At 65.2% G+C, this 22763-nt stretch carries 23 protein-coding genes; 16 read left to right on the top strand and 7 right to left on the bottom strand.

Annotated elements, in window-relative coordinates; translation table 11 throughout:
• The first annotated feature begins 29 nt into the window (after positions 1-29).
• The 5 genes from ACIGCK_RS14520 to ACIGCK_RS14540 all read left to right on the top strand — a co-directional run bounded on the left by ACIGCK_RS14520 (position 30) and on the right by ACIGCK_RS14540 (position 3276).
• The gene (locus ACIGCK_RS14520) at positions 30-227 is read left to right on the top strand and encodes a hypothetical protein (RefSeq protein ID WP_396666956.1); all 198 of its coding nucleotides are present in this window, start codon (positions 30-32) and stop codon (positions 225-227) included.
• 15 nt (positions 228-242) lie between these two features.
• Positions 243-1049 (top strand): Fic/DOC family protein, encoded by an 807-nt coding sequence (locus tag ACIGCK_RS14525; RefSeq protein ID WP_396666957.1) that lies wholly within the window; start codon positions 243-245, stop codon positions 1047-1049.
• A gap of 316 nt (positions 1050-1365) precedes the next feature.
• Positions 1366-1845 (top strand): MarR family winged helix-turn-helix transcriptional regulator, encoded by a 480-nt coding sequence (locus tag ACIGCK_RS14530; RefSeq protein ID WP_396666958.1) that lies wholly within the window; start codon positions 1366-1368, stop codon positions 1843-1845.
• Positions 1846-1883: 38 nt separating this feature from the next.
• Positions 1884-2609, top strand: coding sequence for a DNA alkylation repair protein (locus tag ACIGCK_RS14535; RefSeq protein WP_396666959.1), 726 nt, complete (start codon positions 1884-1886; stop codon positions 2607-2609).
• A 70-nt stretch (positions 2610-2679) separates the two neighbouring features.
• A complete protein-coding gene (locus ACIGCK_RS14540; protein WP_396666960.1) occupies positions 2680-3276 on the top strand; it encodes a hypothetical protein in 597 nt (198 codons plus the stop codon).
• Between the two features lie 221 nt (positions 3277-3497).
• On the opposite strand, the gene ACIGCK_RS14545 is transcribed toward ACIGCK_RS14540, so the two are convergent.
• The 5 genes from ACIGCK_RS14545 to ACIGCK_RS14565 are packed head-to-tail and all read right to left on the bottom strand — an operon-like array spanning position 3498 to position 6417.
• Positions 3498-3809: a hypothetical protein gene (locus tag ACIGCK_RS14545; RefSeq protein ID WP_396666961.1), complete on the bottom strand. Its 312-nt coding sequence runs from the start codon at positions 3807-3809 to the stop codon at positions 3498-3500.
• A gap of 10 nt (positions 3810-3819) precedes the next feature.
• Positions 3820-4761 carry an SMI1/KNR4 family protein gene (locus ACIGCK_RS14550; protein WP_396666962.1) on the bottom strand — a complete coding sequence of 314 codons (942 nt, stop codon included), beginning with the start codon at positions 4759-4761 and terminating at the stop codon, positions 3820-3822.
• Positions 4758-5156 carry a hypothetical protein gene (locus tag ACIGCK_RS14555; RefSeq protein WP_396666963.1) on the bottom strand — a complete coding sequence of 133 codons (399 nt, stop codon included), beginning with the start codon at positions 5154-5156 and terminating at the stop codon, positions 4758-4760. Before ACIGCK_RS14555 ends, ACIGCK_RS14550 begins: the two co-directional genes overlap by 4 nt.
• A 39-nt stretch (positions 5157-5195) precedes the next feature.
• Positions 5196-5756, bottom strand: coding sequence for an SMI1/KNR4 family protein (locus ACIGCK_RS14560; RefSeq protein ID WP_396666964.1), 561 nt, complete (start codon positions 5754-5756; stop codon positions 5196-5198).
• Positions 5757-5808: 52 nt separating this feature from the next.
• Entirely contained in the window at positions 5809-6417 is a 609-nt protein-coding gene (locus ACIGCK_RS14565; protein ID WP_396666965.1) for a TetR/AcrR family transcriptional regulator, read from the bottom strand.
• Between the two features lie 211 nt (positions 6418-6628).
• Between ACIGCK_RS14565 and ACIGCK_RS14570 the strand changes: the two genes are divergently transcribed.
• The 4 genes from ACIGCK_RS14570 to ACIGCK_RS14585 all read left to right on the top strand — a co-directional run bounded on the left by ACIGCK_RS14570 (position 6629) and on the right by ACIGCK_RS14585 (position 8504).
• Entirely contained in the window at positions 6629-7054 is a 426-nt protein-coding gene (locus ACIGCK_RS14570) for a hypothetical protein (RefSeq protein WP_396666966.1), read from the top strand.
• Between the two features lie 297 nt (positions 7055-7351).
• On the top strand, positions 7352-7690 hold the full coding sequence (locus tag ACIGCK_RS14575; protein ID WP_396666967.1) for an ArsR/SmtB family transcription factor: 339 nt from the start codon (positions 7352-7354) through the stop codon (positions 7688-7690).
• Positions 7687-8115 (top strand): SRPBCC domain-containing protein, encoded by a 429-nt coding sequence (locus ACIGCK_RS14580; RefSeq protein WP_396666968.1) that lies wholly within the window; start codon positions 7687-7689, stop codon positions 8113-8115. Before ACIGCK_RS14575 ends, ACIGCK_RS14580 begins: the two co-directional genes overlap by 4 nt.
• 5 nt (positions 8116-8120) lie before the next feature.
• Positions 8121-8504 carry a hypothetical protein gene (locus ACIGCK_RS14585; RefSeq protein ID WP_396666969.1) on the top strand — a complete coding sequence of 128 codons (384 nt, stop codon included), beginning with the start codon at positions 8121-8123 and terminating at the stop codon, positions 8502-8504.
• Between the two features lie 17 nt (positions 8505-8521).
• On the opposite strand, the gene ACIGCK_RS14590 is transcribed toward ACIGCK_RS14585, so the two are convergent.
• Positions 8522-9199, bottom strand: a complete 678-nt coding sequence (locus ACIGCK_RS14590) for a Pr6Pr family membrane protein (protein WP_396666970.1) — start codon at positions 9197-9199, stop codon at positions 8522-8524.
• A 147-nt stretch (positions 9200-9346) separates the two neighbouring features.
• Between ACIGCK_RS14590 and ACIGCK_RS14595 the strand changes: the two genes are divergently transcribed.
• From ACIGCK_RS14595 to ACIGCK_RS14615, 5 genes are all read left to right on the top strand, one after another.
• On the top strand, positions 9347-10231 hold the full coding sequence (locus ACIGCK_RS14595; RefSeq protein ID WP_396666971.1) for a helix-turn-helix domain-containing protein: 885 nt from the start codon (positions 9347-9349) through the stop codon (positions 10229-10231).
• Between the two features lie 345 nt (positions 10232-10576).
• Entirely contained in the window at positions 10577-11158 is a 582-nt protein-coding gene (locus tag ACIGCK_RS14600) for a hypothetical protein (RefSeq protein ID WP_396666972.1), read from the top strand.
• Between the two features lie 96 nt (positions 11159-11254).
• On the top strand, positions 11255-11797 hold the full coding sequence (locus tag ACIGCK_RS14605) for a hypothetical protein (protein ID WP_396666973.1): 543 nt from the start codon (positions 11255-11257) through the stop codon (positions 11795-11797).
• Between the two features lie 16 nt (positions 11798-11813).
• Entirely contained in the window at positions 11814-12392 is a 579-nt protein-coding gene (locus ACIGCK_RS14610; RefSeq protein ID WP_396666974.1) for a signal peptidase I, read from the top strand.
• Positions 12389-13300: a hypothetical protein gene (locus ACIGCK_RS14615; RefSeq protein ID WP_396666975.1), complete on the top strand. Its 912-nt coding sequence runs from the start codon at positions 12389-12391 to the stop codon at positions 13298-13300. The genes ACIGCK_RS14610 and ACIGCK_RS14615 overlap by 4 nt, the downstream gene beginning before the upstream one ends.
• 49 nt (positions 13301-13349) lie before the next feature.
• Here ACIGCK_RS14615 and ACIGCK_RS14620 read toward each other — a convergent pair whose 3' ends face one another.
• On the bottom strand, positions 13350-13877 hold the full coding sequence (locus ACIGCK_RS14620) for a hypothetical protein (protein WP_396666976.1): 528 nt from the start codon (positions 13875-13877) through the stop codon (positions 13350-13352).
• 866 nt (positions 13878-14743) lie between these two features.
• On the opposite strand from ACIGCK_RS14620, the gene ACIGCK_RS14625 reads away from it, so the two are divergent.
• Together ACIGCK_RS14625 and ACIGCK_RS14630 are read left to right on the top strand one after the other, a co-directional pair.
• The gene (locus tag ACIGCK_RS14625) at positions 14744-20200 is read left to right on the top strand and encodes an SdrD B-like domain-containing protein (protein ID WP_396666977.1); all 5457 of its coding nucleotides are present in this window, start codon (positions 14744-14746) and stop codon (positions 20198-20200) included.
• Positions 20201-21026: 826 nt separating this feature from the next.
• Positions 21027-22733 (top strand): hypothetical protein, encoded by a 1707-nt coding sequence (locus ACIGCK_RS14630; RefSeq protein ID WP_396666978.1) that lies wholly within the window; start codon positions 21027-21029, stop codon positions 22731-22733.
• Positions 22734-22763 lie beyond the last annotated feature (30 nt).

Here is a 22763-nt window from a genome sequence, read left to right on the forward strand (position 1 = left end):
ACAGTAGAATAGATACCGAGGAGTTGATCATGGCCACTACCGCGCGCACCGCGCTCACCGCCACGCAGCGGGCAGAGCTGGCGAACATCCGCGCGTCCTGGGCCGTCGAAGGACAGCACGTCACCGCTACGGAGATGGATGTCCTCGAACGCGTCGCCACCGGAGAACTCGACCCTCACGCCGCGTACACGCTCATGCACGAGCAGGACGCCCCCGCACACCGCTGACCCGGGCGGCACGCGGTGAGCCTGTTCGAGAACTGGGGCGACTACTGGTGGCCCGGCCAGTACGAGGAGTGCCTGCGCAACATCCTCCACGACACGACCACCGGCGGGCGAGAGATCCACGACCCCGACGAACTCGAACGCATCGAACGCCGCCTCACCACCATCCGCGCCGCCCAGCTCATCCATGACCCCATCCACGTCGACCAGACCTTCACCCCCGGCCACTATCACGCACTGCATCGCTGGCTGTTCCAAGACGTCTACGAATGGGCTGGACTCCCGAGAGTCGTCACGACCCTCAAAGGTGACAGCCGTTTCGCGGATCCGGAAGACATCGACCGGCTCCTCGCGCTCGTGCACGACAACCTCGGCGACCCCGCACGCTTCCAGCGTGTGCCGCGCGGCGAGTTCCTGGATGCACTCACTCAGACCTTCACCGGGTTGCTCATGATCCATCCCCATCTCGAGGGGAACGGACGCGCGAGCCGCCTCTACCTGCAACAGATTGCGGCGCGCGCCGGATACCAGATCGACTGGACGCAAGTACCTGCACCCGTCCTCGTCGATGCAACCATCGACGCGTTCCGACTCGAACCCGACGCCCTGCAACGCATCCTCCGCAACATCGTCCACCCGTTGCACGACACCGACCCCGCAGAGCATCTTCGGCAGCGCATGCGCGAGATGCCGCCGCCTGGCACTCCCGCCCCGCACGCACCACCGATGCAACCCCCGCAGCATCCCGGCGGGGGAGCGCACCCCACCCCGACCCGCCGCCCCTACGACCACGGCAGCCCCGAGGACCGCACCCTCGGATTCTGAGCCGGCCCCATCACGGGGAACCCGGGGAACGGTGGGAGCGCGTCCGGGCAGAGCCGCCCCGCGCGGCGGCCGGATCCCGGGAGACCCTCCCACCGCGCCCAGCACATCGTCAGCCCTCGATCGCAGCCCGCCACCCGAATCCAGCACTCACCGCCCGCCCCACGCACGGCCTCTCGCAGCGCCCGCACTCAGAGCCCCGCACAGCCAGCCCACAGCGCAGCCCCGAGCCACTCCCGCATGTCCTCTCACGAGACCAACCAGCTCGCCCACACCTCTTGCATCCGAGGTTGTGCGGCCCCTGATAGTATGGCGGCTTATGACAAGCATACTGGATGCGAAGCACCAACTGCTCCACGACCGAACCGGGGGAGGAGCCGCCGCTGACCTCGTCCTCGGACTGCTCACCACCGCTCGCATGATCGATACGGCCTGTGCCGCGCTCTTGAACGAGTACGGCCTCTCGGAAGGGCGCCTCGCGGTCCTCCTCGCCGTGGCCGAGATACCTGGATCGACTCCCGCCCGCATCGCAGACCGCATCGGCGTCACCCGAGCGACCATCACCGGCCTGACCGACGGACTCGTCACCGCCGGCCTCCTCTCCCGCGGCACCGACCAGCGCGACCGCCGATCGCTCACCTTGCACATCACCACTGCGGGGCAACAGCTCATTGACGCACTCGCCCCGCAATACGCGAGCTGGCTCACCGACATCGTGCGGGGCGTTGCGCGAGACGACACCTCCGCAACGATCACCACCCTCGCCGCCATGCAACGCAACCTCACGGCGATCCCATGACGACGTGGGTAAGCCCAGATGATGCGCATGCCGAAGCCGTGCAATCAGGACGCGCCGAGGCGCGCACCCTCACCGAGATCCTCAAGGTCGACCACGGACAACTCCTGCAACACGTCCTCCCATTCGCGCCAGCAGACTTGGTTGCTGCGGTGCGGGAAGCAGGATCGCTCGGCATCCTCACCCGCATGCAAACCATCGGCACCGCATTGCAACTCCACCTCACTCACGAGACGTGCCTCGAACTCACCCGACACCCCTCAGACACCGTCCGCGGCTGGGGGTGGTTCGCGCTCGCCGCGGCGCACCGTGAGGAGAAGCCCAGCGCGCTGATCGGCATCATGCGGCCCGCCGCGGACGACCCGCACTTCGGTGTGCGCGAATGGGCATGGATGGCAATCCGACCCTCGCTCGCCGGGCAACTACGCGAGAGCTTGCACGCGCTCGCCGAACTGACCAGCGACTCGTCCGAGCGCATCCGCCGGTTTGCGAGCGAGACTCTCCGGCCCCGGGGCGTGTGGGCCAAGCACATCGACGCCTTGAAAACCAACCCCGACCCCGGACTCGTGATCCTGGAACCGTTGCGATCCGACCCCGCAGGCTATGTACAGGACTCCGTCGCGAACTGGATCAACGACGCATCCAAGACCCGCCCCGACTGGGCGAGCGCACTCGGCGAACGATGGCGCCTTGAGAGCCGGACGCCGCACACCGAGCGCATCGTGTCGCGCGGCCTCCGCTCACTCCGTAGGCATTCCGGTGACTAGCAGCACTCCGCATCTTCGTGGGGACACGGAGCCCCCCGGAGGGTCCATGCGGCCCTGTTAGGGTGGCGGTATGGCCCTGTTCGCGCGGAAGCCGAAGCCCGCACGCCACCGCGTGACCATCCACTTCGCTCAGCCGGTCTCTCCGACCACCCGGCACGCTCAGGAGGACGGGATCGTCGGCACCCTGCTGCCGCAGCTCGATGCCACAGCTCAGATCATCGGCGGCGGAACGGGCCTGTCCCCCGACGGGGAGCCGACCTCATGCGACATCGAACTCGAGATCACGACGGTCGATATCGATCGGGTCATGGTCTCCCTCGTTGGCGTGCTCGACGACAACGGCATCGCCCGTGGCTCCTGGGTCGCCCTCGACGGAGTGAGGCATCTGGTGGGATCGAGCGAGTTCGTGCTGCTGCGCACGCGCATCGACAACGTGCCGTCCGCGGATGCCGCCGCGCTGACCACGGCTCTCCAGGAGGCGCTGGGATCGGGAAGCATCGGGTGGCACGACGAGACCTTCTCGGGAGCGAACGGGCCCGTCTACGTCTTCAGTGGTCCGTCAGCAGAGAACATCATGACCGCCCTGCGCCTCGCCCTCCCCGCACACCCTTTGCTCGATGGGGCGGAGCTGGCCTCAGTCACCGAAGGAGCCGCCAAAGCCGAGTGACGCCGCGGCGTCGCCAGCTTGTCAGAGTGAGCATCAATCGGCTGCTGCGCATTCCTCCACGACAGCTTGCGCCTGATCACCGACGGGCACCGCTCCCGCTCCGGCGAGGCCGGCCGGCGCCTGGCGAACACACCTCTTACACGCGCCTCATCACCGACGACCGCCGTGGTGCCTCGCGGATCCGGGCAGGCAACTGAGCGGACCGAGGCCGTACACGTGTCTCACAGGACGTGGATGTTCTCTATCCGTACGAGCGTCGGCCCATCCATCCGGTACTCGCAACTCACTGTGAGGTCGTCTGGCGCTCCATCCGTCTCCAGCCGGTACTCAAGCATTCCTGCGCGCGGATCATTCGCGTACCCGATGATGTTCGCTCGTTCGGAATCAATCGTCTGGGTCGTCACTCGACCCGGGTATTCGCCGAGCGCTGTGGCGAGCTCGGCGCGTGTGAGGCCGCTGGCACCGCTTTCGACGAGAGCATGCAGATTGCCTGCCGACAGTTCGTCGACGATCTCTTGGAGGGCCGCGAACACGCTCATCATCTCACATCGTGACATCGAGGCCCACAGGAACGTGCCCGGCGAGGAAGACCCGTGCGAGCTGCTGCACTGGCGCGTCGCCACGGCGGTCGTCGCCTCCGAGTAGGAGAGCGAGCTCGTGCCTTGCTTTGCCGAGGAGCGCCAGCCATGCCAGATCCCGGACGATGTCCGCCGCCGTCAGCTCGCCGTCGCGCAGCGAATCGATCGCCTCGATAACCGCGGAAACGGGCGACATGCGGATACGGTTGCGGTGCTGCGCCGACACGATCGATTCACAGGCCCGCTCCCACTCCCGCGCGGCCAACGGGCCAGGAGCGGGAGCGTCGGGGCGGTCGTTGACAAGAAACATCTGGAACTCCTCCGAGGCCAGTAAGCGTGCCCCGGAGGGCACGCCGACCTGTCGGAACCCGCGGAGCGATGCCGGCAGTAGCGTGCCCACGCGGGAGGCGATGCCGACATCGAGCAGTGCCTCGACGTCGCGCTCCGCGCTCGTCCTGATCGCATCGAGCGCCGCGCCGAGACCGGGCAACGCTGACCACAGAGGTCGGTCCCGGAGGGGCAACCCGCGGTGGCGCACGAACAGATCCAGCGGCGTGTCTGCGGCGACTTCCATGGTGCGGGAGTCCCAGGGGTCATCGTCTACCTCGCAGACCTCATCTCTCCCGTTCATCATCACCAGCGCGCGACCGGCGCCCGCCATCCCGATGATCAAGGCGTCGGGCGGCAACTGCCACGTGTGTGCGCCGCGGTTCGTCATCTCCGTGATGCGTTCGGCGCTGAACACCTCGATGCCGCCGGCCTTTGCACCGTCGCAGATGGTCAGGAACGCACGCAAGACAGGCGGAACCGGTGTCGGCAGCAGCGCATCTGCGACCGCCAGGGTGACCTCATCAGCCGGGGCCCCGAGGATGACGCCGGTGAGGTGCTCCAACTGCCCCTGGGTCATGACATGCCTTCCGTCGTAGCGGCATCGTCGTGATCGACGTCGTGCGGGAGCGGTATGGAGGAGGGCCAGTCGAACGGGAAGACGTCAACCTCCTCGGCATCCAGCGCAGGAAGAATCCGCATCTTCTCTGAGGACGGCATCCATGTCCCGTCGATCTTCCAGCACGCGCCCGCGAGGCTCCCGCCCACTGAGGTGTCGATCTTGAAGACCGAGGGGGTCAGGTCGCCGCGCGGCAGGATCGTCGTACCGGCGATCCAGTACGTCCCGTCGTTGGGTACGACGTTGATCTGCACGACTGTGGGGGTTTGTGAACGCGGGTCGATGCGGATCACGAAGCTCGGCGAGCCGTACAGCAGGTTCAGCCAGCGGATCGTGTTGGTGTCCGGCTCAGTCATCGGCGATCAGCCGGTCGCCGGCGTCGGGCGGTTGTTGGTTCATCGCAGGGAGATCACGTTCTGGATGTGCCGGTTCTCGACGCCCTGCGCTGCGGCGAGGTCGCGAAAGAGCGCAATCGACGCGGGGTGAAGGTCATCGGGTTCGTCGTAGAGCTCGTCGCCGCGTTGCTCTGACATCTCGAGCCAAGCGATCGACAGCGTCAAGAGTCCACTGATGTCTTTTGCGATCGGCTGCGGGTCCCAGCTTCCCGTTCCGTGAATGGCGAAGAACACTTCGCCGTTGACTGACGGGTCCATCATGATCGGGTCGCCGCCGCTGTCTGCGATGACGAGCATGTTCGGTGGCCAGTCCGCGACGGCCTCGCCCGTGCGGCTGTCGGTCGCGTAACCGATTTGCTGATCGTCCAGATCGGCGAAGGGGTAGAACGTGATGTCCTGCCAGATGCTTTCCACAACGACCTCGACCGGGTTGTGCCGGGTGTAGAAGTCGCGTGCATCCGCGCGAGTGAAGCGGTTGTCGACCTGATCCGGATCGGTGTTCGCGAGGAACTGAGGAGGGTCGTGGAACTCGGCGGCGGGGGTGTTCGCCGTCAGCTCCACAAGTCGGCTGATGAAGTGATCCATGATGATTCCTTTCGAAGATGGGAGCAAGTCAGGTGTCTTTCGTCGAGCAGATCAGTCCGATGCCGCGCAGGAGCGCCTCGGCCTGCTGACGGCGGTCAGGATCGCTCCTCCCGGCGATCCGCGGGAACTCCGCGATCGGCTCGGTGTCGCGGATGGCGTCGGTGCCGGAGGTCCAGCCCTCGCCCTCCAGGACGCTGCTGCCGTAGAACCAGCCCACTACCAGATCGTGCGCGTCTCGCGGATCGACGCAGGCGTCCTCGGTGAGGGTCATGATCGTCTCGCTGAGCACGAAGGAACAGCGTCCGAGCACCGGGCCGCGGCGCAGCAACGAGACGGTTCCGGGCGCGGCGAGAACAGCCATCGCACGATCGGCAAGTTCCAGGAGCGCGCAGTGCGCGCAGGGGCGGGCCAGCAGGCCAGCCGGTTGCAGCCGACCCAGGCGCTCGTCGGCGAGATCATGCCAGATAGCGTCGAGCGAGGGAAAGTAGGTGTAGAGCGCGTTCACGGCCACCCCGACCTCGGACGCGACCATCCGTAACGAGATCCCCTCGGCTCGGCCGTTCTCGACGAGCAGCCGATCCGCGGCACGCAGAATGCGCGCCTGCGTGATGTCGCCTCGCGGGCCGCGTGCGGCCATCGCTTCCCCTCCCCCAAGAACAGCGGCTCGTAGACAGATTCAGTCTGTTCAGTGTACAAATAAGCATGCACGTCGTACAGGCTGGACTTCGAGGGAGTGGCGTGGCCACTTCGCCTGAGTGGCTGGCCGAGCCTGTCGACATCGAAGAGCTGATGCCCCTCGAGGAGCTGGACCTGTACGCCCTGTCCTGTATCAGGACGGGGCCGCGGCGATGACCAACGTCGATGACCTTGCGCTGCGGATCCGTGCCCGTGGCCTGCCCGAGCCTGTCGTCACGATCGCCACCCGCGGGGGCATGGGACTGCATCCGGCGCTCGACTACCGTGCGGAATCTGTGGAGCCGTCGCCGGACGGCCCGGCGTGGGCGGTCGTCGCCGCATCGGGCCGCGAGGACCTCGTACCACTGTGGACCTGCGGGACCGTGTCGGTGTTTTCCGCGGCCGACGGGTCGTTCCTCGAATGGGATGCGGAGGAAGACGAGCCATGGACTATCTGGCCGGACTTCGCCCGCGCGGTGCGCAGCCTGCTCACCGATCTGTGGGAAGACGAAACTGACGACGAGGACCGAGCGGCGATCGCACGCCTCCTGCTGCCGGAAGACCAGACCCCTGCAGCCCTCACACCGGAGGAACGATGACGACGATGATCACAAGTATCCAGCTCGACGGAACCCTGGTAGACGTACGAGAACCGCCCTCACGGAGAAGGAAGTAGAAGCTATGAGAACCGCCCGGAAAGGCGGCGAGAGCGTGGTCTCGATCGCGAAGCGGTTCGGCATCCATCGAGCGACGGTCTGGGAGCACACGAAGGCCACGCCACCCCACTCATGAGTCCCAGGCAGGCGAGGTCCCTCGCCAACGGCTCCCGGCCTGAGTTCGCCGTCAAATCTGGTTCCACGAAAACACATCGGTATTTACCTATGTATAGTGGAGTTATGGCCAGACCTCCCGCAGTTCTCGACGTGTTCAGTGCGATCGGGCATCCCCGGCGCCGGGCGATCATGAGCGCCCTAGCGGCAAGGGAAAGACGCGTGTCTGAGCTTGTCGTTGAGGTCGGGGGCTCACAGCCCACCGTGTCCGAGCATCTGGTGCAGCTGCGATCCGTGGGGCTGGTCTCCTCAACGAAACGTGGACGAGAGCGCATCTACCGTCTTGATCCGGCGCCTCTCGATGAGATCGCGGAGTGGATCTCGACCCTCGAGGCCTTCTGGGATGAGCGGTTCGAGCGTCTCGCGCGAACCGTGGCAGCGATCGACGCGGAGGAGGAGTCGTGAGCAGTATCCACCGCACGGCGGAGTTCCCCGTCCCGGCCGCGACTCTCTGGCGTGCTCTGACCGACAGCGAACTGCTGTCCGCCTGGCTCATGCCGAATGACTTCCGCCCAGAGGTCGGCCATCGCTTCACGATGACCACCGACCCGGCACCGCTGTTCGACGGCACCGTGCATCTTGAAGTCCTCGAACTCGACCCGCCGCACCGAATGGTCTGGTCATGGAAAGGCGGCCCGATCGACACGATCGTCACTTTCACCGTCATCGAGACCGGCCCACGATCATGCCGCCTCGATTTCCAGCAAGACGGGTTTCGTGGACTGGGTGCCGAGTTCGCCCGATTCTTCCTGCGCGGAGGATGGCGCAAACTCTCACCCCTGCTCGGCGCGGTCGTGCGCACCATCGAACACGTCGGGAGACACGAATGAACGACATGACCGACCTCGCCCGCAAACTGCAGATCAAGCCCGGAACCCGGCTCTGGGTATGGCCAGAAGACGCTCCCCCGGCCGAACCCCTGATCGCCGAAACGGATGTCCAACGTTCCGATGCCGCGACGGCCGAGGTGGCGCTCATCTTCGGATCCGTGCGGCAAGACATCGACACCGTCCTCACAGATCACCGCACCGCCCTCGCCGGAGCCCGCGCAGTGTGGATCATCTACGCCAAGGGCAACAAGACCGACATGAACCGCGACACCCTCTGGGTACAACTCGCTGGTTTCGGATGGCGGGCAGTCGCGCAAGTCTCCTACGACGCTACGCTCTCAGCACTCCGCGTCCGACCTCTCCGCGATGGTGAAGTCGGACCAATCTGAGGCTGGTGCGCCGAAGACTAGAACACACTCCTCATCTTCGCGTCGATGACTCGATAGAGGACGGCGAGTAGTGCGGCCGCTGCCAGGATGAGGAGGGCGTTCAACAGCGCGGCAGGAAGCCCGATCTGTACGACGTCGAGGAACGGGTAAGGATACCAGCTGACGATCGCACCGCGGATGAAGGTGACGGCGATCCACACTGCCGGGAGAATGAAAGCCGCAGGCACAGTGGCCCAGCTGATGCGCGGTCGCGGCCCGAAGATGAGCCAAGCTCCCACGAATCCAATCGGGGAGACGATATGCAGACCGATCATGGTCGCCAGCGCCCATCCGTCGATGTGGATGTTCGGTGCGAGCAGCACCGCGTAGACGATGCCGGTCACAGTGATCGCGACGAGCGCGTTGAGGCGCAAAGCCTCCCACCAGAAGCCACCGCGCAGCGGCTTGGCGACCAGGAGTAGGGAAGTGATCAAGACGACGATGTTGCTGTCGATAGTGAAGAACATGAACAGCCTGACTAGCCGGGTGCCGACACTCGCAACGTCCCCGCTCTCGCCAGAGTTCGAGTCGGCACCGCCGGTGAACAGGAGCACCACCTGGATCGCGATCGACGCGAGCACCACCGCTGCGATCAGGGCATACCAAATGCGCGCAGTGCTGAACCAGCCACGTGCACGATGGGGCTCTGATCGCATGGTCCTATTCTGTCGTGCCAATGCTGGGCCGTCAGATTCAGGGGCACTGAGCGGTACCCGAGCCCCGATTCCGGCCCTCACGCAGGATCGCGTCGCCAACTAGGGTCTGGTCGTATGAAGCGATTTCGGCCCGTTCATACCTACACGATGCCCGACCCAGTGGTGTTTCGTGTGCAGGGGCAGACGACGGTGCCCAGCCTCACTATCGAGTGCGCGGACTTCAACAAGTGCTCTGCAATGCGGATCGAGGGTGGTCCGGGAGAGGTGCTGCTGCTCCCTCAGCCAGATGCACCGGTCTTCTTCATCATGGGGTTTCTTGAGTTCGGTGACCTGGATCTGATGCACCAGGGCGCGTGGGTGCCACTGACCGGAATGGTCACCACAGGCCTGAGCACTACTCCGACAAGAGTGCGTTCCCGCACTGATTGGAGTGTCGTCACAGGCCGCGTCCCCTGGAACTCGAACGCGCAACCGCAGAGCATAGAAGAATCCGAATGGACGGTCGCGAAGCGTTCACTCGCGGACGAGATATACGCCTCCGGGACGGCGATCATGATCGACGGCGCCCGCAAAGGGATCACCAAGGCGGAAGCCACCTGGGTCGAGCAAATGATGATCGAAGGCGCGGGGCTCTCCGGCCTCCGCAATCTCCGCAGTGGCGGCGGTACCGTCTGGGTGCGCGCGATGCGCGTCATCCGGCAGAACTGCACGGATCCTCGATTCGGTACCACCGATGTTGCCGCAGCACTCCGGATTTCTGAACGCCGACTGCAGGAGGTGTTTCGGGAGCAGGGGAGAACCGTCGTGGGTGAGATTCGCCGGATACGGGTGCAAGCTGCGTTGCGGGCATTGCGAAATCCGACGATGATGGGTCTACCGTTCGAGCAGGTCGCAGCGTCGGCCGGGTTCGCCTCCGCAGCGAGCATGCGTCAGGCGATGAGAGACCACCTGGGAACGTCTCCGACACGGATCCGAGACAGCATCACGATGGGGCCCGGCACAAACGATCAGCCGGTGAAGTACGCGTCATAACCGCGATAAATGGTGTAGATACGCGTCACTTTTCTAGCGCCGTTCCCTGATGCGAGTTCCGTGTTGAGCTTCGCGCTCATGCCAGTTCCTCACTGACCCCCTCCGGTGCCGCTCGTGGTGTGGATGAGGGTAGAACCTAGGCGTAGCAAGGGCAGAACGGCGCTCGCCGCATGCTCAGAGGTGGCATGGTCGGAGCGCCACGCGCTCGATCACCGAAGCCATAGGGGCATGGAAAGTAGAGCCGTTCGTCACCTTTCGCGGTGCTCAGAACTGGCACCCGAATCGTGTTGACTAACCTCGCCCGGGGCTGTGCCCCCATTTCTGCTTTCCCTTGAAGGAGCCAACTTGACGAACTCGACTGTGCCTGCGGGCCGTGAAAATAAACGCCGGAAGACGACCATTGTGCGCCTCGCCCTCGTCGGCGTGGCAGTAGCCGGTGTCGGGGCGGCGCTCACCTCCGCCGCTTGGACGGACCAGGCGTGGTTCACCGCAGAGGCATCGGCTGCCGACATCGAGCTCTACGGCACGCTGGGAACTGCCGGGAGCTGCCCTGCTGCCGGTGATGCCGCGTATGTGGAGGCCAACACGCTGCCTGACGCGGTCGACATCACGCTGGCTCCGTTCGAGGATCTCGTGCCGGGCGAGGAGCGCACGGTCACGATCTGCCTGTGGAACGGTAGCGACGTGAACCTCTCAGTGAGCCAGGCTCCGATCGCCACCTCGGGTGACCCGGTGTTCGGCACGGGCGGCGCGACGATCGGTGTCGAAGACGGCGGTGCCGCGTACGTGACGCAGACCCTCGCGGTCGACGCGGTCAAGCCCCTCGAGGTCGTCGTGAACACCCCCGGCGACTGGGCCGAGTCCTTCCAGGGCGCCCAGTCCGGGGAACTCGCCATCACCTTCACCGGATCGACCGACCTCCCTTAACCGGGCCGGGCGAGCAGAAGGAGTCCCCGTCGCCGGGAGCGGCAGCCGCGTATGCGCTGCCGCTCCCGCGCGACTAGGCACAGCATGCAGAGATTCGTGGAGTTCATCGGCTCCGCCCTCACTCGGGCGGTCGCCGGCATCGTTGCGCTCGGCCTTGGCATTCTCCTTGCACTGATCAGCGTGACTCCCGCGCAGGCTGAGCAGACAATCGACATCTCCTTCAGCTTCCCGAAGCTGTTGCCCGGTGTGCCCGCGCAGCAGACCGGCACCTACCAACTGCAGCAAGACGCCGAGCTGGTGTCAGTGGACTGGATTAATCGCAGCGGCATCCTCGCCGATGCACTGCTGGAAATCGAGATCTGCCAAGAGCAGTGCTCGCCCCCTGGGGCGGGAGCGATGTTCACCTCGGGTGAAGTCGACGTCCGCGTCCAGGTGACGCTCCCCGCCGATGCCGAAACCAATGGTGGGCAAGGCGCCGCCACCGGACGCCTCGTGTTCACCGCGGAAGAGAACGAGTTGGCCGTCACCGGCGCGTACGTGTCCTCCGCGCTGCTGTGGGGGATCGCACTCGCCCTCGTCGGTGCGGTGCTGGTCGCCCTTGCACGCCGCCGTACTCTCTCACCTTCCGCCGCCGATTGATGAATGGACTGACCCTGTGCTGCGAGCTCTCCGGTTCACCGGCAACGCCCTCCTGTGGGCGTTGGCGGGAATCGGTGTGCTCTCCGGCGCGCTCTGGGGCGCGAACGCGCTCGGCCTCGTGCAGCCCCTGGTCGTCATCTCCGGGTCGATGGAACCGGGCATCATGACCGGCGACCTGATCTTCTCCACACCCACCCCCGTCGAAGACGTCGAAGTGGGGGAGGTCGCGAGCCTTCGCTCAGACCGCTCCGACAACCTCGTCACGCACCGCATCATCGAGATCAGCGCCATAGACGGCGGCTACGCGATCCGCATGCAGGGCGACGCGAACGATGCCCCGGACGGGGAGAGCTACTTCGTCGCCAGCGAGACGGGCGTGTGGCAGCCCGCGCTCACGATCCCCGGTGGCGGCCGCGCTGTCCAGACGCTCGCTCAACCCGGAGTCGCGATCCCGCTCCTGGTATCCATCGGTGCCCTCATCATCCTCGCCGCGCTTCCGAGCCGCCGCGCCGACACCACAGCCCCGGACGACCCCGAGGGCGTGCCCGGTGAGGACACCACACCCCCGGGCATCAGCGAAAGCCGAATCCCGTGACCGGCGCGCGACGCAGCTGGCGTACCGGGCGCGCATTCAGCGCATTGGCCGGCCTCATGCTCCTCGCCCTCGGCATCGGTGCGACAGCGTCCAGCACGACCACCGCTGCGTGGACCGATCCCGCACACTTCACCACGGCAGCCAGTGCGGGTTACTGGGGCTCTACGACGAACCCGAGCGATGTCGTGATGGTGCCCGGAAACGAGTACACCGAGATCACCGGCACCCAATGGAACGTCGCCGCAGCACCCGGGAACCTTGACTTCTGCGTCACCATCACGATCACCGGCACCCAACCAGACCCACAGCAATGGGAGCTGCGGGCGGACATGTCGCTGCCGCCGTTCAACGGGATGACGGGCACGAGTGGGATGTACTACGGCGGGTCGACACAAGTCGCGTTCTCCAATCCGGCAGACGACCCGAGCACCCTCGTGATTCGCGGCGTCGGTTCCGGTGACCCGTGGAACGCGAACTGGAACAACTCGCTGCTCACCGACCAGCAAACCCTGCAAGTTACGATCTGCGTCAGCTACGCACCAGTCCCCGCGGCTGGTGACCACTCCTGGTACCAGACCCAGCAGGCCCCGTCAGGCACCTGGACCGACACCCTCGCCTGCGTGCGCCTCGACGCGACCGGACTCGTCACCGACCTCGAGGCGAACCCGTTCTACTTCGGATGGACGGCGAACCTCGACCTCACCGCAGCCAAAGCGCACATCACCGCCGCAGGCAAGACCCTCAACTACGTGAGCTGGAGTCCATCACCCTCCAGCGGCTACCAGTTCACCATCAGCCCGACTACGACCAGCCCGCCACAGGACAGCTACATCATCGACTCCGGCCGTATGACCGCGCTGCGCGGCACGAACACCACCGGCATCATCGCCTGCGTCCACGGGTACTGATCCACGCTCGAAGAGTCCGCCCGACGCAAGACGTGATGTGAGGCGGTAGTCACGAGAAATGCACATGCTCGTCGAACAAGCCGACGCGCAGATGATGCGGGGTCGGCGCATGCACGAGCAATACCGAGTGCGTCGGCCAAGGCCGGTCCACAAGCGTGTTGAGGGCGAGAATCAGACGCTCATCGCCATAGGCGCCGGGAGCGAAGTCGACATAGAGCAGGCACGGATTCGCCTGCTCCCCGGAGGACAGGAACCCGGTGAGATCGCGGTCTGCATCCGCTGCAAATCGGGTCTCGAAGGACTCTTCGAAATCCTCACGTTGAATGTCATGTGGAAGCAGTACCAATGGCGTGAGGTCACTCCACACTGCGAAGCGCTCAATGATGTCGTGGCTGCGCTCCACCCAGTCATCGACGAACTCGCCCGTGAAAAGGTATCTCCGACCGATGATGTCCGGGCTGCGCGCGGGCATGCGAGGTCGCCATCGATCGCCGTCTGGCATGTTCACCGTTCCCGGCACCACGAGCTCAATGGGGCGCGTCGCTGAAGCAGCAAGGTAGGCGACGGAGGGTTTCATTGAGCTCTCTCCTCCGAAGACCTCATTGGCATGTACAGGATGGGCGCGGTCCAGGCTGCCGACACGAGGCATTGGCACTGGGGGATAGCGGTCGGCTCCAAGAGAGCCTCGGAGCCGACCGCAGAACCTACCACTCGGCACTATTGGGGAATAGCTGGGAATCCTCGTGCGTAGGTCAACAGGGAACCTGCAACCGGACTCAAGTTTGGGGAGTTGACGAACCGGCACAGGATCCTTAGGGAACCAGCTGGGGAAGCTGGTACTCGCAAGAGTACGAACGTTCTTTTCCGCACGCTGGCCACGTTCCCCCGAGAAGATGCCGCCCCGATGAGCCGAAAAATAGGCGTTGACCAGGAGTTGTCACGGACAAGCAACTCCAAAGCCTCAACGGATCTCATCCTTCCATCTCACCCGCGCACCTTCTGAGCTGCACCTGTCTCGCATAGAGAGGGGGTGAGTAGTTGTAGGGGTGAGTTTCCGGCAAACCGTTCATGCGCGTTCAAGCTTCGAAGGCCCAATGCCGGACTCGCCCACTGGAACTCAATGCACCCAGCATCACCGCAGTTTCATCCGGTTTTCGCCGAAGCCCGGGGAAGCGGTGAGCGGTGACACGAACTCACTTCCGGGCCCGCGAAGAGGGCAAACCGCTCGCCACGCAAGGCGGTGGCCTTCCCCTTGAATATCCACTTGGGGCCTCACTGGCGTTGGATCGGTGTGCTCCGTGAGTCTTGCCTGTACGCCTGCGACACATTTGAGGAACAACCATGTCTGAGGTACTTCGCGGTTCTACCGCGAATCGAGAGGCGCGGGGCCGTTACGGGCGTCGCCCATCAACACCCGCCCGAAACCCCCAAGAACGGCGTCCCTTGAGGAGCGGGCGAATCTGGGCGAGCCTTCTGGCCATCATCGCCCTCGTCGCCAGCCCGCTGGCGGCAACTCCGGCGATGGCAGCTCCGCCCAAGCTTTCGGTCGAGGTGGCGAGCACCGCCACCACGGTGGACACCGGCGCTCGGCTGTCCTACAGCCTCAAGGTGGAGTGCTCCAACCTCATCCCCGGTGACTGCGTGCAGCCGGTGATCACCCTGCCGGTGCCGCAAAGCGCGGACGGCTCGGTGGTCGCCCATTCGCCGGAGGTCGAGGAGCAGTGGGTGGAGAGCGCCGAGCTCAACACGGCCGGTGACGCCTACGTCATCACGCTCGGCAACATGAAGCCCGGCGATACCCGGCTGCTCACGCAGAGCTGGCTGATCGACAACTACACCACCCCCAATGGCGTTGATCTCGATATGGCGGACCCGACGATCACGTTCACCGATGAGAACGGTGCGCCGCAGACCGGCACGCTCACGGGTGGGCCCGATACGGTCACGACGCACGCGGAGCGGATCGTCACCGTCAACAAGACGATGGTGAACCCGAGCTACGCGGATCGCGTCAAAGCGGGGGATGACGTCACCTACCGTGTGAACGCCTACATCCCGGCGGGCACGAACGGCACGATCGGCATCCAGAAGGTCGTCATGGTCGACACCTTCGACGCGGATGCGACCGTGGTTGACGCGGCGGGCGGCACCGTCTCCGGCAACACGATCACCTGGGAGATCGACATCGACCCCGCCCAGCAGCCGCTGGGAGCCGCGAACTCGATCGTCGCCCGCGATGTAACCCTGCACTACCCGGCGAGCATGCAGCCCGCCGTCGACAGCGGCCAGACCCGTGAGGTCGTCAACAAACTCGACGCGACGGTCGATTTCATTGACGGCGGTCAGGAGACGGGCAGCGGCCAGCAGGAGCATGCTTTCATCGGTCCGGCCTCGGCCCCTTCGGGGTCTCTGCACACCGAGCCGCGCATCTCCGCGATGAACCATGCGGCGAACGGGTTCGACACGGCGGTGCTGAACAACGATTCCACCACCGAATGGTCGTACACGCTCGATGGCTGGTGGCGCGATATCCCCAACGAGGGCTGGGTGCAGCGCCCGGAGTACACGCGCAACCTCTTCGTGGCGCACCGCATGGCGTGCTGGGACCCGTCGGCGAACGACGGTGAGGGCCAGTGGCTCGCGCCGCAGATCGGCACCGAGGGCGGGAACGCGACCAACGTCTTCCTGTACTTCAACCGCCCGAATGCGTTCGCCAACCACGGCGATCTTGCCCCCTGGCTGGCTCAGCCCGAGGTCGAGCAGTGCCAGAGCCCGGGCTTCAAACTCGACCGCATCGACGTCGACGACATGGGGGCACCCTCGGAGGGCTGGAACGGTGGCGCGCGCCGCGGTGACAAGGTCGCCGCGATCAACGTCGCCTACTGGGACACCGCCACGAACAGCGGCGGCACCACCCAGCTCCTCACCCCGGGCGGCCTGCACGACAGCACCGTCGAGGTCTACGGCACCGCCGGAGCACGCAATCTCGGCCTGAGCTCGACGCAGACGGTCACCGATATCGTCGTCTTCTACGAGGCCTTGATGCAGCGCGAGGGCCAGAGCCGCGACGGCGACGGGGGCGGCTCAGGCGCCTACGTCGAGGAAGACCGCACCAACAAGGTCAAGCTGTGGGGCACGAGCACCCAGGCGTTCGTCGACAGCGACCGCACCTCGCAGTCGCTGCGTGCGACGTCCTTCGTCTCGCATCAGCGGGACGCTGATGGCGAGCCGAGCGCCGGTGGAAACGCCAACTACAACGTGGTCTGGCAGACCGCTCTGCGTGCCGGTTCGACGGTGATGAACTTCAACCGCTTCTTCACGGACCTCGAGGTCAGCAAAACCGCGCTCAGTGATGTCTCCGCGGTGAAGCCCGGTGACACCCTGCGGTGGGAGGTGAAGGCGGGCCTCGGCGACGCCAACGGCACCCAGCTCGTGACCCCGAAGGTGATCGATGTGCTGCCGGTCGGTCTTGAGTATGTTCCGGGCTCCACGGCGATTGATCACCCGAGCACCTCGGAGCCGGTCTCGGTCGAACCCGAGATCGGCACGGTCGAAATCGACGGCGTCGAGCGGCAGACCCTGACCTGGGAGTTCGACGAGCGCTTCCAGCCGGGCGACGAGGCGACGATCAGCTTCGACACCACGGTGACACTCGCTGCTGCTGCGGGCGCGCACTCCGGTGATGAGAGCCAGGCGGTGTACGTCTTCGACACGGAAGGGCCGCTGAACCTTCTCGGCTCCGGCATCCCCACGGACACCTACGACCTCGACGGCGACGGCGACACCACCGAGCACGTCGGCAAGGCCAGCCGCGACTGGACGGTCGCCGTGGCCTCCGGCGCGACGATCGAGAAGTTCGTGAACGGATCGCAGGGCGCAGACCTGGGCGTCGCGAACGATCCCTCGATCGGTGACTCCGAGTGGACCAAGGCAGGAGTCTCGGCCGCGACCACCGACACCAGCGGCACCTGGGTGGACTACCGCCTCGACGTGTCCAACAACGGCACGCAAGAACTGTTCGACACCGTCGTGTACGACGTGCTCCCGCACTCGGGCGACACCGCGATCGGCGCGGCCCTGCAGGGCGAGGCGCGCGAGTCCGACTTTGAGGTCACGTTCCGCGAACTGGTGGACGCACTCCCCGACGGGGTGAGCGTGGAGTACTCCACCTCGAACAACCCGCCCAGGCCCGAGCTCTTCGAGGGCACCGGGGTGACGCAGGACGGCGCGACGGGCGAGTGGACGAGTACCCTCCCCGCCGATCCGACGACGGTGCGCGCACTGAAGTACACGATCGACTCGCTCGTTCCGGGGCAGACGCTCCAGCTCAGCTACCGGGCAGATATCCCGGTCTACGAGTTCGGCGCATCGCACCCGGCTCAGCAGACCGGTGATGACACCGAGTACGCGTGGAACAACCTCGCGTTCCGCACGAACAACAACGAGGGCCCGCTGCTCGCTGCCGAAGCGCCGAAGGTCTCGATCCGCTCGATCCTGGGCGAGATCGGCGACTACGCCTGGTTCGACACCAACAACAACGGCGTCCAGGACGCGGGCGAGCAGCCGGCACCCGGCGTGGTGTTCCAACTGGTCGACGCCGACGGGAACGACGTGGTCGACGTGAACGGTGACCCCGTCACCGCCACCACGAACGAGAACGGCGAGTACTCCTTCGAGGTGCCGCTCGGCACCTGGGCGGTGAAGGTCGTCGAGATCCCCGAGGACTATGCGCTCGCCCAGGCGAACGCCGGTGACGACGACGAGAAGGACTCCGACGCCACGGCGCTGAACGTCGCGACCGAGCCCGTCACGATCACGAAGGACCACCTGGTCGACCACAGCCTCGATGCCGGTCTTGTCGGCGTCGTCAGCGTGGGCGACTTCGTGTGGCTGGACACCAACCGAGACGGCGTGCAAGATGCGGGAGAGCCGGGCATCGAGGGCGTCGAACTGACGCTCACCGGGCCTGACGGCCAGCCGGTCACCGACGTCAACGGCGACCCGGTCGTTCCGGTGCGCACCGAAGCCGACGGCTCATACACGTTCGAGAACCTGCCCGCGCTGGAGGGCGACCAGAGCTACACGGTGACGGTCACCGATCCGCCGGCGAACACCGTTCCGACCCGCACGGGTCAGGGCGATCGTGGCACGGACTCCTCGACCGGGCAGGCCTCTACGGATAACGCGGAGATCGACCTTACCGAGGCCGGTGCGCGTGATGACACGCTCGACTTCGGGTTCATCGGTGTGGTCTCCGTGGGCGACTACGTCTGGTCCGACACCGACAACAACGGTGTGCAGGATGCGGGCGAGCCCGGCATCCCAGGCGTCACGCTGACCCTCACGGGCCCCGACGGGCAGCCGGTCACGGATGTGAACGGCAACCCGGTGGAGCCGGTGGTGACCGGCCCGAACGGAGAGTACCTGTTCGAGAACCTGCCCGCGCTCTCAGGCGACGAGACCTACACGGTGACGGTCACACCGCCCGACGGGTACCAGCCCGCAAAGACCGGGCAGGGCGATCGGGGCACGGACTCCTCCACTGGAACCGCCGTCACCGATAACGACGAGATCGACCTCTCCGAGCCTGGCGCTCGCGACGACACCCTGGACTTCGGCTTCGTACCGACCGTGTCCGTGGGCGACTTCGTGTGGCTCGACACCGATGAGGACGGTGTGCAGGATGCGGGCGAGCCCGGCATCCCGGGTGTCACGCTGACCCTCACGGGCCCCGACGGGCAGCCGGTCACGGATGTGAACGGCAACCCGGTGGAGCCGGTGGTGACCGGCCCGAACGGGGAGTACCTCTTCGAGAACCTGCCGGTACTCGGCCCGGACGAGCGCTACACCGTCACGGTGACGCCGCCGAACGGCTACGAACCGACCCTGCCTGGTGTCGGCGATCGGGAGACGGACTCATCGACCGGATCCGCTACCACCGAGGGGCTCACAAACCCGGGCGATGAGGATCGCACGCTCGACTTCGGGTTCATCCCGCAGGTGCCCGTGATCGATATCGAGAAATACGACACGGACGGCAACGATGCGGATACCGCTGAGGAGTCCGTCGTGCTGCCCGATGGTTCGACGGAGCTCCGGTTCACGGTCACGAACCTCGGAAACGAGGAGCTGGTGAACATCGAGGTGTCCGACACGATCATCGACGGCACGGGTAAGGTCGACGGGCTCGTCTGTACCTTCCCCGACGGATCGACGGGCACGTCGTGGGCCGGCCCGTTCACGCCCAGCGCATCGTTCGACTGCGAGGCGACGTTGACCGGCGTCGAGCCGGGAACCACCCACCTGGACCGGGCGACGGTGAAGGGCGAGGGCCGCTGGTCGGGAACTCCGGTGACCGATGAGGACGACTACAACGGTCACACCCCGAACCCGTCGATCGACATCGAGAAGATCGACCTCGAGGGGAACGACGCCGACACCGAGCGGGAGACCGTCCGCACCAAGGACGACACCCGGAAGATCAAGATGATCATCACCAACACCGGCGATGAAGCACTCAAGGATGTTTCGGTGACGGACAAGGTGACCCGGGGCGGCGCGAAGGTGGAGAACATCGTCTGCACCTTCCCCGACGGCAGCACCGGCACCACCTGGGCGGGACCGTTCGAGCCAGGTGATTCCTTCGAGTGCACCGCCACCATCACCGGGCTGAAGATCGACGACCTACACGCCAACAACAGCACCGTGAAGGGCACGGGCGTCGACTCCGGCAAGGAGGTGTCCGATGAGGATCCGTACCACGTCATCCGCACCGGCGACCTCGCAATCACCGGCGGTGCCGGGATCGGCCTGGGTGTCCTCGCTGCCGGACTCCTGCTCCTCGCAGGCGGAGCCCTCGTGCTCTACCGCCGCAAGGCAGGTGAGGTGATCACCGAGTAGGTAGCCGAACCCATGGTTACGGGGGCGGCGCCGGAGAGGCTCTCTGGCGCCGCCCCCTCTCGGCTTCCCCAGGTTTGCAGCGCGGGCTAGGGGCGCATGGGATTCGCCTCCCGGGAGTATTCGCCGCGCGCTACGGGTGTCTGTCTGCCGTGGATAGCGGCTTTCCCAACACTCATAGAGGTGGCCCCGGACGCGAGAACACTGGGCTCGCAGAAATCTACACGCCGGAACTAGCGATAGCGTCCTTCTAGAGGTGACCGCCCTGCTTGGGTCTTCATACGAGGAGGAAGCGGCCGGCGGTATGGTGACGCTGTTGTTGAGGGCAGCTCCCTGCAGCGTTGCCGTCTCGGACGCTTGCCCGATAGCTCTTGAAGTAGTGCGCAGATCGGCGCGATGCAGGAGTGTTGCGCATCCACTCCCCGCAAATCCAAGAAGTGAGTAGTTGCAGGGGTGATCTTCTACGAGACAGTGAACCCCCTCGAGCGTGTCGTGTGGCTGTGGAGCCCCGTGAGGACAGGTGCCTTTCCCCCTTGGACGCGGCGTTATCGTGCGGATTCCACGTTGAGTGCCGGCCGCTACGGGAAGCTGCGGCTGATTCCTGGGTCTCGGGTCGGTGGGAAAGCTCTCGCCCCGGGCAGCGCCCTGATTCCCCTTGAATGTTGACTGGGGGCCATGGTCTTGGTACGTCTGCGCCGCGTAAGCGACTCTTGCGCGCGTGCCACCACTACCGATATCGCTCGCTGTCTTCGGTTTCAGGCTCGTTGAGATCCAGCGCGGAGAACCTGCCAAGCTACCGTACTACATAAGGGAAAAAGAATGTTCGAATATGGGAGGGGGCGATGTGCAGCAGGAAGATACTGACCAGCGCATCGAACCGCAGCACATTGTCCAGCCAGACTGGCTGTGGCAACCGTTCCTCGAAGGCCCATTCCCCGTGCCCACAATCCGTCGGCCCCGCCTCGATACCCAGGTGCTGAACGCCAGACAGCGGTGGGTCGCGGTCGTGTCCATGCCAGGCGTGGGCCGCAGCACACTCTTGACCCATGCCGCCGAGACGCTGGAGCAGCGAGGCGAGGCGTTCGCCCTGGTGGAGCGTGGCGAGGACCGCTTCGACTTTCTCCGGCAATACGGGCTCGCCCCGGACGCGTCCATCGATCAGGCGGTCGCAGAAGTCACACAACGCATCGAGGCGAGTGGCACACCGCAGTTCACGCTGCTCATTGATGACTTCGACTGGTTCGTCGTGGACGGCACTGATCACCTGATCTTCGCGCTGATGGCGGCAGTGCCCGGACTCCGCCTGGTCACGACGTCAGTGCAGGGCATCACCCCACTTCCGCACCTGGCCGAGACCATCGAAGCGCCATATGAGATTCGCCTCGACCAACTCGTCTTCACATTCGAAGAGACCAAACAGGTTTACGAAGCTCACACGCAGGATGATAGGCAGCAGCCGGAGTTCCGTGAAGACGAACTGCACCGCTTGTTCGAGGAAACCGCCGGGATTCCGATCGGTGTGACGATTGCTATCGACCGCTCCCGTCACCCTGGCTCGCAACGCAAAGAGGGCTTCACTCTTGCGTTCGCGTTGGCCGCGATCCGGTCAGCGCTGCTGACCGATACGCCTCGGGATATCCTCACCGGACCATTCGGAGACCTCTATTACACGATGACGTTCCTCCCGCGGTTCACCGCGGAGAAAGTGTTCCTCATCGTGCCGAACACTGATCGCTCGGCAGCTGATGATCTCTTCGCCTCACCGTTGCTACGACAGCGTAAATCGATCCGCGCGTACGAATATGTGTGGGCAGACTCGGCCTGGCGTGCATTCCTGCAATGGAATGCCGGGGCAGAGGACCGCCGGAGACAGCTCGCCCTTGAGCTGCTTCGAGAGGGGAGGGCTCCTGCAGCCTTTGAACAATGGCTGTTCGCCGGCGATCTCGACTCCGCAGATCGGCTGGCCAGGGAACGGTTCCTCAGCGTGTACGAAGGCCTCACGCCTGAAGGGGTTCTCGCCCTCACCGGCATCCCCCGGAGACGTCTGCGCCGACACCCTCACCTCGATATTCTGCTTGCGCTGCTCGCGCCTGAATCCGACCGTGACCAGCTGTACGAATGCATCGATCGTCTCGCCCGCATTGCGAAGCGCGCCCCTTCCCCATACGCCGCGTTGATGTCGCTTGCGACGAGGGGTGCGTTGCTCGCCAAACTCTCGGATCGTGCGGCTGCCGTTCGCCAAGCCAACATCGTGCTTGCGCGCGCTGTTGAACTCGAAGAGTCCGCCATTGAAGAACAAGTGGTTACCCTTGCCGAGGCGAAGACCCTCGCTGTCCTCACCTTCCTTTCGTGCCGGACACTCCCCAAAGACCCGGTCGATCTCGGCCCCGCCCTGGGCGAGCAACTCCTGGATCATCGCTCCCGGCTCGCAGCGCAACTCTTGAACGTCCTCCGGGGTGGTGAAAATGCGGGGGGGTGCCCCTATGAGGTTTGTCAAGCCGCGAGAGCGGTCTCTGACCTGGTTTTGGGTTGGTAGATGCTGCCGGTTCTGAGCATCGCGTAGAGC

The sequence above is a fragment of the Microbacterium sp. NPDC078428 genome (assembly GCF_044542535.1).
Taxonomy (GTDB): domain Bacteria; phylum Actinomycetota; class Actinomycetes; order Actinomycetales; family Microbacteriaceae; genus Microbacterium; species Microbacterium limosum.

Coding starts and splice junctions, on each gene's coding strand:
- ACIGCK_RS14585 (WP_396666969.1), top strand. CDS start 8,121: ATGACCGACCTCGCCCGCAAACTGCAGATCAAGCCCGGAACCCGGCTC.
- ACIGCK_RS14590 (WP_396666970.1), bottom strand. CDS start 9,199: ATGCGATCAGAGCCCCATCGTGCACGTGGCTGGTTCAGCACTGCGCGC.
- ACIGCK_RS14565 (WP_396666965.1), bottom strand. CDS start 6,417: ATGGCCGCACGCGGCCCGCGAGGCGACATCACGCAGGCGCGCATTCTG.
- ACIGCK_RS14620 (WP_396666976.1), bottom strand. CDS start 13,877: ATGAAACCCTCCGTCGCCTACCTTGCTGCTTCAGCGACGCGCCCCATT.
- ACIGCK_RS14520 (WP_396666956.1), top strand. CDS start 30: ATGGCCACTACCGCGCGCACCGCGCTCACCGCCACGCAGCGGGCAGAG.
- ACIGCK_RS14540 (WP_396666960.1), top strand. CDS start 2,680: ATGGCCCTGTTCGCGCGGAAGCCGAAGCCCGCACGCCACCGCGTGACC.
- ACIGCK_RS14570 (WP_396666966.1), top strand. CDS start 6,629: ATGACCAACGTCGATGACCTTGCGCTGCGGATCCGTGCCCGTGGCCTG.
- ACIGCK_RS14530 (WP_396666958.1), top strand. CDS start 1,366: ATGACAAGCATACTGGATGCGAAGCACCAACTGCTCCACGACCGAACC.
- ACIGCK_RS14595 (WP_396666971.1), top strand. CDS start 9,347: ATGCCCGACCCAGTGGTGTTTCGTGTGCAGGGGCAGACGACGGTGCCC.
- ACIGCK_RS14575 (WP_396666967.1), top strand. CDS start 7,352: ATGGCCAGACCTCCCGCAGTTCTCGACGTGTTCAGTGCGATCGGGCAT.
- ACIGCK_RS14630 (WP_396666978.1), top strand. CDS start 21,027: ATGGGAGGGGGCGATGTGCAGCAGGAAGATACTGACCAGCGCATCGAA.
- ACIGCK_RS14555 (WP_396666963.1), bottom strand. CDS start 5,156: ATGACTGAGCCGGACACCAACACGATCCGCTGGCTGAACCTGCTGTAC.
- ACIGCK_RS14550 (WP_396666962.1), bottom strand. CDS start 4,761: ATGACCCAGGGGCAGTTGGAGCACCTCACCGGCGTCATCCTCGGGGCC.